Below are 12,597 nucleotides of genomic sequence, written 5' to 3' on the forward strand. Positions count from 1 at the left end.
TCAGGTTACGGCCGCCCGGCTCACTCCGGATTCCTCATGAGCGTCACCATAGATCAACTCAGGTCGTCCGGGAGTGCCCTGGCCAGGGCGCGGATCGCGCGGAACTGCAGGGCCTTGATCGCGCCGCTCTTCTTTCCCATGATCAGCGCCGTCTCGGCGAGCGACATTCCGTGCAGGAAGCGCAGAACCACGCATTCCTGCTGTTCGGGGCCGAGATCGCGCACCGCGCGCAGGATGCGCTCGTTGATCATGGTCGTGACCACGGCGTTCTCGGGGATGTGCGGGCCGTCCATCGGGGTGTCCAGCACCTCGGCGGTGGAGACCTCCATGCGGTAGCGGGCGGACTTGAAGTGGTCGGTCACCAGGTTCCTGGCGATCGTCACCAGCCACGCCCCGAAGTCCCTGCCCTGCCAGGTGAAGTCGGCGATGCGCCGCAGCGCGCGCAGGAAAGTCTCGCTGGTCAGATCTTCCGCGAGGGCGTGGCAGCCCACCCGGAAGTAGACATAGCGGTACACAAGATCGACGTACCGGTCGTACAACGCCGCGAAGGCGTCGGCGTCGCCGGTTTTGGCGCGGAGGACGACTCTCCGGAGCTCGTCGATCTCCGGGGAGGGGCGCTCCCGCTGGTCAGCGGCGGCGCGCGTGGGGTTCACTGTGTCGGCCGATCCTGGAGGGGAAAGCCCGGCGACCGACCAAGAGTTCGACATCCGGTATCCCTGGGGAGGAAAGGGAAGGGCGCGTGCGTGCTCGAACACTCTAGAAATCATCGGGAAATTACACAATCCACTTTGCCTCAGTAACTACCACGCGTAACAGGAGTCATGTGGCACTTCGGGCATCAGCTACCGGTTTGGAGGTAATGTCCGGCAGAGTTGGGCCATCATGGAAGTCCTCGTTGCCGTCACCGCCTTCGCCGGTGCTCTGTTCGCCGCCATCACCACTGGCATCCTGGTCGGACGTCTCCGGGACGAACGGAGCGGCTGGCTGATCGCCTGGACCATCACCACGTCCGCGCTCTGCCTGGCGCTCGGCGCGGTCGCCGTCGGGCACCTGATGAAGTTCGGGCCCGTGACGTTCCGCGTCTACCAGATCACCGGAGCCTTCCTGGCGCCGTTCTGGCTCGCCATCGGCATGATCCAGCTGCTCGCGCAGAAGGCGCCGGCGAAGTTCGCCGCCTGGCTCCTCGGCATCGCCTTCACGCTGATCACGATCGTGATCCTGATCCTCGACCCGATCAGCGAGCCGGACAAATTCGCCTACACCTTGCCGCTCGGCGAAACGCACTGGACGATCATCCCGACGTCCCTGCTGAACGCCGCCCACGGCCTCACGTACCTGATCCTGATCGGCTGCCTCATCCTGGCGGTGCTGCGCTGGCGTGGGGGCGACGACCTCGACGCCGACAACATGCACGCGGGCGTGGTCCTGGCGCCGCCCGGCCTCGCCCTGGTGGGCGCCGTCCGCTTCGCGATCCCCGGCGTCTTCGCGGCGCTCGTGATCACGCTCATGGTCGGGGCCGTCTGGTACGCCGTCGCCCGCCCGCTCGCGCCGTACGACGAGGAGCGGGACGGCTCCGACGACGATGACTGGGACGACGAGCGCCCTCCTCCTCGCCGCCAGGCTCCCGAGGCCGCGTACGAGTCCGGGCCCCTGCCCGCCACCCCCGCCGCCGCCTCGCCACCGCCTCCGCGACGTTCCGGCCTCGGCGACCTCGTGGCGGAGTACCGCGCGGGCGACCAGGGGGACGTGGACTTCGCCGCCCGCATGCAGCAGCCGTCCGGCGGGTTCGGCGCCTTCGGCGGGCCGAGGACCGGCGAGTTCATAGCCCCGGACGGGGCCGCCGGCCTTCCCGGGCAGGGGCTTCCTGGCCAAGGGCTCCCAGGGCAGGGTGCGCCCGGCCTCGGCGTGGTGGGGTCCAACATGCCAGGCCAGCCCGGGTCGCGGCACGCTCAGAACCCCCTCCCCGGGGCGTCCGACCCGGCCTACCCGGGGCAGAACGGATCGCACCGCGCGCCAGGGCAGCAGGAGTTCTCCATGCCCGCCACCGGCGCGCTGTTCCCCGGCAACGAGCTCCGGCCGCCGTTCGGAAGCCCGGACCAGGCCGCCACCTCCGGGCACCGCGCCGACGTGCCGCTCGCGTCCTCGGGCTCGGTCAGGCCCTCACCGAGCATCTACGGCCTGCTCACCGTCTTCACGCTGATGGACGGGGCCGGCGAGGCGTTCGACCGCCTCGCCGAGGAGACCGTGGAGGCCGTACGCCGCAGCGAGCCCGACACGCTGATCTTCATCTGCCACGCGGTCAAGTCGGCGCCCCTCCAGCGCATCGTGTACGAGCTCTACCGCGACGAGGTGGCGTTCACCGAGCACCAGCGCCAGGCGCACATGGAGCGCTTCGCCCGCGAGCGGGTGGCCCACGTGCTCGCGGCCAACGTCATAGAGCTGAACGTCAACGCCGCCAAGGTGGTGCCGCTGCCCACGGCGTTCCGCGTCTGAGAAGGTGAAGGCCTGACTAGACGGTCAGGGCGGCGCGCAGGCGGGTCTCGTCGACGCGCCAGAAGTCGTGCTGCACGCCGTCGATCAGCGTGACGGGGATCATCTCCCAGTAGGCCTTCTGGTCGTCCTCGGAGAGGGTGATGTCGCGCTCGTCCCAGGAGACCCCGAGATCGGCGGCCACGCGCTGGATGACGGCCCTGGCGTCGTCGCAGAGGTGGCACCCGGGCTTGCCGAGCAGAGTGATCGTGTGGTCTCGCGGAGCCATGAGCCCAGCCTAACGGCCCCACCGGCCGTGTCATGGCTCACAGTCAGAGGGCCGGATCCCGTACCGCCACCCCTACCTGGGAAAGTTGACACCCGAGAGTGCGCACACGCACTTTGTGCATAGCTTCACAAAGGTACTAACCTGGATGCCTGCGCCCTCTCCTCGACATCCGTCAACCGCGAGCGCGGCCGGGGCGCACCGGCCGCCCGTCCCCTGGAGTACCGGCCAAGTGATACGCCGCATGTCCCAAGCGCGTGAGCGTGGCATCCCCGATGCGACCGTCGCGAGGCTGCCGCTCTACCTGCGCGCGCTGAACGGGCTCGCGGAGCGGGGCACGGCCACGGTCAGCTCGGAGGATCTCGCGGTCGCGGCCGGAGTCAACTCCGCCAAGCTGCGCAAGGACCTGTCGCACCTCGGGTCGTACGGCACGCGCGGCGTCGGCTATGACGTGGAATACCTGATCTACCAGATCTCCCGCGAGCTGGGCCTCACCCAAGATTGGGCCGTGGCCATCGTCGGGGTGGGCAACCTCGGACGGGCGCTGGCGAACTACGGCGGGTTCGTCTCCCGCGGCTTCCGGGTGGCCGCGCTGTTCGACGCCGACAACGGCGTGGTCGGCGAGCGCCTCGTCGGGATGGCCGTGGACCACATAGACCAGCTCGAAAGCGTGATCGACAAGCGGGGCGTCTCCATCGTGGTGATCGCCACGCCCGCGACGGCGGCGCAGCAGGTGGCCGACAGGGTCATCGCCGCGGGGATCACGAGTATCTTGAACTTCGCCCCCGTCGTGCTGACAGTGCCTGACGGAGTCGATGTCCGCAAGGTCGATCTCTCGACCGAACTGCAAATCCTTGCGTTTCATGAGCAGCGCAAAGCGGATCGCGAAACAGGGAGCCCCATGATGGCTGGAGACTGGGCCGAGGCGATGGACGCATGAGCCTACTCGCGGTTGGTCTCAGCCACAGGACCGCGCCGGTGGCATTGCTCGAACGGGTGGCGGTGACCGGTGACGCCCTGGTCAAGCTGCTGCACGACATCCAGAGCCACGCGCACGTGTCCGAGGTGATGATCGTCTCCACGTGCAACCGGGTCGAGGTCTACGCCGACGTCGACCGCTTCCACGGCGGTGTCACCGCCGTCACCGACCTTCTCAGCGACCATTCCGGGGTCCCCCAGGACCAGCTGACCCGCCACCTGTACGTCCACTACGAGGACCGCGTCGTCGAGCACCTGTTCACGATGGCCTGCGGTCTCGACTCGATGGTGGTGGGCGAGGGGCAGATCCTTGGCCAGGTCCGCCAGTCGCTGCGGCTGGCCCAGGAGCAGGGCACCGCCGGCACGACGCTCAACGAGCTGGCCCAGCAGGCGCTCCGCGTCGGCAAGCGCGCCCACACCGAGACCGGCATCGACCGGGCGGGCGCCTCCCTCGTCGGCGTCGGCCTCACCCTCGCCGAGCGGGTCCTCGGCCCGATCGCCGGCAGGCGGGCGCTCGTAGTGGGCGCCGGGTCGATGAGCGCGCTGTCCGCAGCGACGCTCGTCCGCGCCGGGGTCACCGACATCGTGGTCGCCAACCGCACCTTCGAGCGCGCCGCCCGCCTGGCCCAGACCGTCGGCGGCCGTGCCGTCGAGCTGGCGGAGGTCGAGCGCGAGCTGGCGGGCGCCGACCTGGTCATCTCCTGCACAGGAGCAGGTAGCGTTGTCATCGGCACCGACATGGTGGCGAGAGCTGCACGTGAGAGGCCGCTCTTCCTGCTCGATCTCGCGCTCCCGCACGACGTGGACCCGGGCGTGCGCACGCTTCCGGGCGTCACGCTCGTCGACCTCGAGTCGATGCAGGAGGCCGGGCTCGGGGAGCAGGGCCAGGGCGGCTCGGACGACGTCGTCGCGGTCCGGTCCATCGTGGCCGCCGAGGTATGCGAGTACCTCAGGGCCGAGCGCGCGGCCAAGGTCACGCCGACCGTGGTGGCGCTGCGGGCCAAGGCGGCGGACGTCGTCGAGGCCGAGCTGGGACGCCTGGTCACGCGGGTGCCCGAGATCGACGGGCGGTTGCGGGGCGAGATCTCCCAGACCGTCCGCAGGGTCGTGGACAAACTGCTCCACGAGCCGACTGTGCGTGTCAAGCGGTTGGCGGCGTCTCCAGCGGGCGATCATTATGCTGAGGCGCTGCGCGAGCTGTTCGACCTGAACCCGAAGGTGCCCGAGGCAGTGACCAGAGCCGACGTGGCCGAGGTGGAGACCGACTTGACCGGTCGAGCCGGCGAGGAGGAGGCATGACCGAGGGCCTGATCACGGCGCGGGGCGTCGTCCGGCTGGGCACGCGGCGGAGCCTGATGGCGACCACCCAGTCGCAGCTCGTGGCCGACCGGCTCACCGAGCTGACGGGGCGCCCTGTGGAGCTCGTCGGCGTCACGACCTTCGGCGACGTCACCAGGACGCACCTGGCGCAGCTCGGCGGCACCGGCGTGTTCGTCAGCGCCCTTCGCGACAAGCTCATCGAGGGCGAGATCGACTTCGCGGTCCACTCCCTCAAGGATCTTCCGACCAAGCCTGATCCCCGCGTGGTGATCGCGGCCATCCCGCCGCGGGACGACCCGAGGGACGCGCTCGTCGGTTCCGCAAAGCTGGCCGACCTGGCGCCCGGCGACCAGGTGGGCACCGGTTCGCCGCGCCGCGTGGCCCAGCTGCGCGTGCTGCGGCCCGATCTCGAGTACGTCCCGATCCGCGGCAACGCCGACACCCGCATAGGCAAGGTGACCTCCGGAGAGTTGCGGGCCATCGTGCTGGCCGCCGCCGGGCTCGGCCGCATCGGGCGCGAGGCCGAGATCTCCCAGCTCTTCGAAGTCTCCGAGATGCTTCCCGCGCCGGGCCAGGGGGCGCTCGCGGTCGAGTGCCGCGCCGGCGACGCGGCCATGATCGACCTGCTCGGCGTGCTCGACGACCCGCGCACACGCGCCGCGGTCACCGCCGAGCGTGCCGTGCTCGCCACCCTGGAAGCCGGCTGCAGCGCGCCTGTAGGTGCGTACGCGGCCGATGACGGGCACATTCTCAACCTGACCGCCGCCGTGGTCGCCTTCGATGGCACGCGGTCGGTGCGCAAGTCCACCGCCGGTGATCCCTCGGCAGCCATGGAGCTCGGACGCGAACTCGCGACCGCCATGATCTCCGAGGGGGCCGGCATGTTGATGGGGGAGCGGACCCATTGAGCTCCGGAAGCAAGACCGGCAAGACGGCCGACACCATGACGGCCGACACCATGACGGATGAGAGCGGCGAGGCCGTGGAGAGGAGGCCCGCCACGACGGGCGCCACGGAGACGGCCGGCGAGCGCCGCGCCGGGTTCGTCGCCTTCGTGGGGGCCGGGCCGGGTGACGAGAACCTCCTCACCCTGCGTGGCGCCGACCTGCTGTCACGGGCCGACGTCGTCGTCCTGGACAAGGAGGCGTACGGGGCACTGCTGCGCCACTGCCCCGAGGACGTCAAGATCGTGGACGTCGCGGAGGACACGGGCGCGGTGTCGCTGAAGGCCGTCCAGGAGGCCAAGGCGGGGTGCCGGGTAGTGCGGCTGTGCGCGGGAGATCCCGGCTTCTTCTCCTCGGTCACCGAGGAGGTGGCGGCCTGCGCCAAGGCGGACGTCGACTTCGAGATCGTCCCGGGCGTGCCGCCGGCGACGGCGGTGCTCACCTACGCGGGCATCGCGCCGGCCGTGGCGGTGCCGGAGTTCCGCATCGTGGACGCCACCCAGGTCGACGACTGGTCCGTCCACGCCGCTTCCGCGGGCACGGTGGTGATCTACAACGGCATCGCCGAGGCGGTCGCGATCGGCAAGGCGCTCATCGCCGGGGGCAAGCCCGACACCACTCCGGTGGCCGTGACCCAGAGCGGCACCACGACCGAGCAGTACACCGTGGTGTCCTCGCTCGGCAGGCTCGCCGCCGACCTCAAGCACGCCGGCATCGCCGAGCCCGCGCTGATCGTCGTGGGCGAGGCCGTCGGCACGCGCGACCGGCTGTCGTGGTTCGAGAACAAGCCGCTGTTCGGCTGGCGCGTCCTCGTCCCGCGCACCAAGGAGCAGGCGGCCGGGCTGTCCGAGCAGCTCCGGTCGTACGGCGCGGTGCCCGAGGAGGTGCCGACGATCTCCGTGGAGCCGCCGCGCACCCCCCAGCAGATGGACCGCGCCATCAAGGGCCTGGTGACCGGCCGCTACGAGTGGGTGGCCTTCACCTCGGCCAACGCCGTCAAGGCGATCAGGGAGAAGTTCGAGGAGTACGGCCTCGACGCGCGGGCTTTCGCCGGGCTGAAGGTCGCGGCCGTCGGCGAGGCGACCTCGAAGGCGCTGGTCGAGTTCGGGGTCAAGCCCGACCTCGTGCCCGTGGGCGAGCACTCCTCCGAGGGGCTGCTGGCCGAGTGGCCGCCGTACGACTCCATGCTCGACCCGATCAACCGGGTCCTGCTACCCAGGGCGGACATCGCGACCGAGACGCTCATCGCCGGGCTCACCGAGCTCGGCTGGGAGTGCGACGACGTGACCGCCTACCGCACCGTACGGGCGGCCCCGCCGCCCGCGCCGATCCGCGAGGCGATCAAGGGCGGCGGCTTCGACGCCGTGCTGTTCACCTCGTCCAGCACGGTCAGGAACCTCGTCGGCATCGCGGGCAAGCCGCACAACGTCACGGTGATCGCGGTGATCGGTCCGCAAACCGCCAAGACCGCCGAGGAGTTCGGCCTGCGGGTCGACATCATGGCCGACAACCCGTCGGCCTCGGCGCTGGCGTCCGCGCTCGCGGAGTACGGTGCCAAGCAGCGTCAGGCGGCCGTCGCGGCCGGTGACGTCCCCCGGCGGCCCTCGCAGACGCGCAGGGGTGCTCGCCGCCGGGCCAAATAACCGAACAGTCGATTTCCCCATCGTCGCGCCTCGCGCGTACGCGAGATCCGGGACAGGGTCGGGGAGGGGAGACAGGATGAGCAACGCGGAGTTTCCGGTGGCACGGCCTCGGAGGCTGCGGCGCACCGCGCCGGTCCGCCGCATGGTGGCGGGCACCCGGCTGCACCCGGCCGAGCTGGTGCTGCCGATGTTCGTCAAGGAGGGCGTGAGCGACCCCCAGCCGGTCACGTCGATGCCCGGCGTGTTCCAGCACACGCGCGACTCGCTGCGCAAGGCCGCCCACGACGCCGTCGAGGCGGGCGTGGGCGCGCTCATGATCTTCGGGATCCCGGCCGTCAAGGACGCCAGGGGATCGGCGGGCGACGACCCCGAGGGCATCGTCCAGCTGGCCCTCGGAGACCTGCGCGCCGACCTCGGCGACTCCATCGTGGTGATGAGCGACACCTGCCTCGACGAGTTCACCGACCACGGGCACTGCGGCATCCTCACCGCCGACGGCGAGGTCGACAACGACGCGACCCTTGAGCGCTACGCGTCGGTGGCGGTCGCCCAGGCCACGGCCGGGTCCGAGGTGATCGCCCCCAGCGGCATGATGGACGGCCAGGTCGGCGCGATCCGCGCCGCGCTGGACACCAACGGCTTCTCGCACATCCCGATCCTCGCGTACTCGGCGAAGTACGCCTCGGCCTTCTACGGGCCGTTCAGGGAGGCCGCCGAGTGCGCCCCGCAGTTCGGTGACCGCAGCGGCTACCAGCAGGATCCCGCCGGCCCGGTGGGCGAGGCGCTCCGTGAGGTACGCCTCGATCTGGCCGAGGGCGCGGACGCCGTCATGGTCAAGCCCGCGCTGGCCTACCTGGACATCCTGCGGCAGGTGCGTGACACCGTCGACGTGCCCGTGGCGGCCTACCAGGTGAGCGGCGAGTACGCCATGGTCGAGGCGGCGGCGGCGAACGGCTGGATCGACCGCGAGCGCATCATCATGGAGTCGCTCATCGCCATCAGGCGGGCCGGGGCTGACATGATCCTCACCTATTGGGCTACTGAAGTGGCCAGGAGACTATCCTGACGGGCCATTTCCGGGGGTCGGGTCACCTTACGAGGTCGCCATCGGGCATCATCGGGGAAAGGCAGGGTGGGGGAGGAACACGATGGTGGGGGTACCGCTGACGGCTCGCCGGGCGAAAAGGCGAGGGCGTTCTCATGCGAAAGCGCAGACGATCGCCTCGGTGCTCGAGTATGCCGAGCTGGGGTGGGCGAGCTGCCTGGGCGCCCACCCACTGCGTGAGGGACGGCGGGCCTGTTCGTGCGACCGCGTCGGCTGTCCCGACCCGGGGGCGCATCCGCTCTCGCCGGCCTGGCAGATGATGGCGACCACGGACGCCGCGCTGCTCACCCGGTGGTGGGAGCAGAATCCCGAGGCCAGCGTGATCCTTCCCACGGGCAGGGTGTTCGACGTGTTCGACGTACCCGCGGCGGCGGGCCAGACGGCCCTCGCCGCCATGGAGGCCTCTGGCTTCGCGACGGGCCCGGTTGCCGCAGGCGGCGACCGGGTCCTTTTTTACGTCGCCACGCGAGGCGCTCCCGAGGACGAGGACGAGTGGTGGTCCTGCCACCTCGACTACGGCCCCGAGACCATAGAGGACTCCCCTGGGCTCCGCTGGCACTGCCGTGACAGCTACGTCCTCGCCCCGCCGTCGTCGCTGGCCGACGGCAGCCAGGCCCGCTGGCTGCGGCCCCCCGACGGGCGTCCGCTCCCCGACCCCCTGCACGTCCTCGACCGGCTGGCCGACGCGATCGACTGAGCCGTCGCGCTCACCCCCGGCCCCGACTCGGCCGACCGGCCTGGCGTCGCGGGGACTAACCTTGACGCGTGAGCCTTACGAAGATCTCAGAGGACCTGTTCGAGCGATCCCGGGCCGTGGTCCCGGGAGGCGTCAACTCGCCGGTGCGCGCCTTCGGCGCCGTCGGCGGCACCCCGAGGTTCATGGAGTCCGGCGACGGCCCCTACATCGTCGACGTCGACGGCAACCGCTACGTCGACCTAGTCTGCTCCTGGGGCCCGATGATCCTCGGCCACCGGCACCCCGCCGTGGTGGAGGCGCTCACCGAGGCCCTGTCACGCGGCATGTCCTTCGGCACGGCCACGCCCGGTGAGGTCGAGCTGGCGGAGGAGATCGTCTCCCGGGTCGACCCGGTCGAGAAGGTCCGGCTGGTCAGCTCCGGCACCGAGGCCACCATGTCGGCGGTACGGCTGGCGCGCGGCTTCACCGGGCGCTCGCGCGTCGTCAAGTTCGCCGGGTGCTACCACGGGCACGTGGACGCGCTGCTCGCCTCCGCGGGCTCGGGTGTGGTCACCTTCGGGCTGCCCGACACCCCCGGTGTGACCGGCGCGTCGGCGGCCGACACGATCGTCCTGCCGTACAACTCGCCCGAGGCGGTCACCGAGGCGTTCGAGGCGTACGGCGACGAGATCGCGTGCGTGATCACCGAGGCCTGCCCGTCCAACATGGGCGTGGTGCCGCCGAACCCCGGGTTCAACGCCCTGCTGCGCGAGCTGTGCACGGCCAGGGGCGCCCTTCTCATCATGGACGAGGTCCTCACGGGCTTCCGGGTCTCCGCCTCCGGCTGGTACGGCCTGGACCCGGTGGACGCCGACCTGATGACGTTCGGCAAGGTCATGGGTGGCGGGCTGCCGGCCGCGGCGTTCGGCGGGCGGGCCGAGGTCATGGACCGGCTCGCGCCGGAGGGCCCGGTCTACCAGGCGGGCACTCTCTCGGGTAACCCCCTGGCCTGTGCCGCCGGTCTCGCCACCCTGCGGGCCTGCGACGACGAGGTGTACGACCGGGTGGACGCGGCGGCCCTGATCATCGGCCGCGCCGCGTCGGACGCCCTGGCCACCGCCGGGGTGCCCCACCGGCTGCAGACGGCCGGCAACCTGTTCTCGATCTTCTTCACGGCCGACGCGGTCACCGACTTCTCCGGCGCCCGCACCCAGAACACCTCGGCGTACCGCGCGTTCTTCCACTCCATGCTCGACCAGGGCGTCTACCTGCCGCCGTCGGCGTACGAGGCGTGGTTCCTGTCGGCGGCGCACGACGAGGAGGCGCTCACCCGGGTGGCCGAGGCCCTGCCCGCCGCCGCGAAAGCCGCCGCTTCGGCCCAGGACTGACAGCTCGGTACTGAGCCCGTATGGAATGACCCTTCAGCTCGGGCGGGACTTACAGCGATTAATCGTTTAGCATCGCTATATGCTGGATCTCCACCGCCTGAAGGCCCTGCACGCCGTCGCCGTGTACGGTTCGGTCGGCGCCGCCGCCGAGGCGCTCATGGTGACACCGTCGGCGATCTCCCAGCAGCTCGCCAAGCTCGAACGCGAGACCGGTTCCACGCTGATCGAGCGCAGCGGGCGCGGGGTGAGGCTCACCGATGCCGCCGGCCTGCTCGCCGAGCACGCCGAGCGCATCCTGGCGCTGGTGGAGACCGCGGAGGCCGACTTCGAGGCGCTGCGCGGCACGGTTGTCGGGCGCCTGTCGATCGCCGCGTTCCCCACCGCCGCCCGGGGCGTGCTCCCCGGCGCGCTGAGGGAGCTCAAGCACCGCCACCCCGATCTCGACCTCGTGCTCTACGAGCGCGAGCCCGAGCGGCAGATCCGCGAGGTGGCCAGGGGCGAGCTGGACCTCGCCCTGGTCCAGGACTGGCTGAACCGTCCGATGGCCATCCCCGAGGGGCTCTCGCGCGTTCCGCTCTTCGACGACGTGGCCGACGTGGTGGTGCCCGCGAGTCACCCTCTGGCCGACCGGCGCGAGATCGACCTGTCCGAGCTGCACGGCGAGCGGTGGATCAGCTCCTCACCGGGCACCGTCTGCCACGACTGGCTGGTGTTCACGCTGAGGACGGCGTCGCTGGAGCCGGAGTTCTCGTGCATGGCCGACGAGTACCCCACGCAGATCGCCCTGGTCGGAGCCGGGCACGGCTGTGCCATCGTGCCGCGCCTCGGCAGGGACGTCCTGCCGGCCGATGTCCGGGCGGTGCCGATACTGCCGCGCCCGACCCGCCGCATCTTCGCGCTGTGGCGTACGGACGCCGCCCGGCGCCCGGCGATCCGCGCGGCCGTCGAGGTGCTGCGGCAGGTGAGCCCGCCCTCGGGGCTGCTGTCCGTCTCCGCTGATGTCGGCAGGTCCGCCACGTCAGGTCATGCGACGGCCCCCTTGGCCCAGTAGGCTGGTGTCCGTCATGACTGAAAGCACCGTTGTTCACCTGCTCCGCCATGGAGAGGTGCACAATCCCCAGGGTCTGCTTTACGGCAGGTTGCCCGGATATCACCTCTCCGAGAACGGCCGCTTGATGGCCGAGATGGTGGCCAAGGCGCTCGCCGGCCGCGACATAGTCGCGCTGTACAGCTCCCCTCTGGAGCGCGCCCAGGAGACGGCCACCCCGCTCGCGACGACGCTGGAGCTCCCGATCAAGACCGACGACAGGCTGATCGAGGCGGACAACGTCTTCGAGGGCCTGGCCGTCGGCGGCATGTTCCGGGCGCCCCGCAACTACCGCCACCTGTGGAACCCCACCCGGCCCTCCTGGGGCGAGCCGTACGTCGACATCGTGAAGCGCATGCGGCCGATGATCGACGACGCGCGTGCGGACGCGCGGGGGCACGAGGTCGTCCTGGTCAGCCACCAGCTCCCGATCTGGATCATCCGGCTCGCCGCGGAGGGCCGCAGGCTGGCGCACGACCCCCGCCGGCGCCAGTGCGCGCTCGCGAGCCTCACCAGCTTCACCTTCGAGGGCGACCGGCTGACGAGCGTGGGATACAGCGAACCGGCAGGGGCGCTCATCAAACCGCCTAAACTGCTCAAACCGGCCAAACGTCGGTAGTCACCGGTGCCGCCCCGATTTCGAGGGCGCGCGGTGCGCTCGGTAGGGTTTGAAGCTCTACCGCTTGTAGTGCAAGGAGATC

12 protein-coding genes are annotated in these 12,597 nt (G+C 70.7%); 10 read left to right on the forward strand and 2 right to left on the reverse strand.

The features are described from left to right. Positions 1-53: 53 nt before the first annotated feature. Positions 54-653: a sigma-70 family RNA polymerase sigma factor gene (locus tag AB0O34_RS11795; protein ID WP_363915308.1), complete on the reverse strand. Its 600-nt coding sequence runs from the start codon at positions 651-653 to the stop codon at positions 54-56. A gap of 229 nt (positions 654-882) precedes the next feature. Here AB0O34_RS11795 and AB0O34_RS11800 point away from each other — a divergent pair, with 229 nt between their 5' ends. Further along, a complete protein-coding gene (locus AB0O34_RS11800) occupies positions 883-2,493 on the forward strand; it encodes an antibiotic biosynthesis monooxygenase (RefSeq protein WP_363915309.1) in 1,611 nt (536 codons plus the stop codon). Positions 2,494-2,509: 16 nt separating this feature from the next. On the opposite strand, the gene AB0O34_RS11805 is transcribed toward AB0O34_RS11800, so the two are convergent. After that, positions 2,510-2,758 carry a glutaredoxin family protein gene (locus AB0O34_RS11805; protein ID WP_363915310.1) on the reverse strand — a complete coding sequence of 83 codons (249 nt, stop codon included), beginning with the start codon at positions 2,756-2,758 and terminating at the stop codon, positions 2,510-2,512. Positions 2,759-2,999: 241 nt separating this feature from the next. Between AB0O34_RS11805 and AB0O34_RS11810 the strand changes: the two genes are divergently transcribed. From AB0O34_RS11810 to AB0O34_RS11850, 9 genes are all read left to right on the forward strand, one after another. Next, positions 3,000-3,695: a redox-sensing transcriptional repressor Rex gene (locus tag AB0O34_RS11810; RefSeq protein ID WP_363915311.1), complete on the forward strand. Its 696-nt coding sequence runs from the start codon at positions 3,000-3,002 to the stop codon at positions 3,693-3,695. Continuing rightward, positions 3,692-5,032 (forward strand): glutamyl-tRNA reductase, encoded by a 1,341-nt coding sequence (locus tag AB0O34_RS11815; RefSeq protein ID WP_363915312.1) that lies wholly within the window; start codon positions 3,692-3,694, stop codon positions 5,030-5,032. Before AB0O34_RS11810 ends, AB0O34_RS11815 begins: the two co-directional genes overlap by 4 nt. Then, positions 5,029-5,961 (forward strand): hydroxymethylbilane synthase, encoded by a 933-nt coding sequence (gene hemC, locus AB0O34_RS11820; RefSeq protein WP_363915313.1) that lies wholly within the window; start codon positions 5,029-5,031, stop codon positions 5,959-5,961. Before AB0O34_RS11815 ends, hemC begins: the two co-directional genes overlap by 4 nt. 50 nt (positions 5,962-6,011) lie before the next feature. Then, complete coding sequence (locus AB0O34_RS11825; protein WP_363915346.1) at positions 6,012-7,640, forward strand: uroporphyrinogen-III synthase; 1,629 nt, start codon at positions 6,012-6,014, stop codon at positions 7,638-7,640. 76 nt (positions 7,641-7,716) lie between these two features. Beyond that, complete coding sequence (gene hemB / locus AB0O34_RS11830; protein ID WP_363915314.1) at positions 7,717-8,706, forward strand: porphobilinogen synthase; 990 nt, start codon at positions 7,717-7,719, stop codon at positions 8,704-8,706. A gap of 82 nt (positions 8,707-8,788) precedes the next feature. Then, positions 8,789-9,442 (forward strand): bifunctional DNA primase/polymerase, encoded by a 654-nt coding sequence (locus AB0O34_RS11835; RefSeq protein ID WP_363915315.1) that lies wholly within the window; start codon positions 8,789-8,791, stop codon positions 9,440-9,442. Between the two features lie 68 nt (positions 9,443-9,510). After that, positions 9,511-10,809, forward strand: a complete 1,299-nt coding sequence (gene hemL / locus AB0O34_RS11840) for a glutamate-1-semialdehyde 2,1-aminomutase (protein WP_363915316.1) — start codon at positions 9,511-9,513, stop codon at positions 10,807-10,809. A 79-nt stretch (positions 10,810-10,888) separates the two neighbouring features. After that, positions 10,889-11,860 (forward strand): LysR family transcriptional regulator, encoded by a 972-nt coding sequence (locus AB0O34_RS11845; protein ID WP_363915317.1) that lies wholly within the window; start codon positions 10,889-10,891, stop codon positions 11,858-11,860. 13 nt (positions 11,861-11,873) lie between these two features. Beyond that, complete coding sequence (locus AB0O34_RS11850) at positions 11,874-12,515, forward strand: histidine phosphatase family protein (RefSeq protein WP_363915318.1); 642 nt, start codon at positions 11,874-11,876, stop codon at positions 12,513-12,515. Positions 12,516-12,597: the final 82 nt, after the last annotated feature.

The sequence above is a fragment of the Sphaerisporangium sp. NPDC088356 genome (assembly GCF_040685555.1).
GTDB lineage: Bacteria > Actinomycetota > Actinomycetes > Streptosporangiales > Streptosporangiaceae > Sphaerisporangium.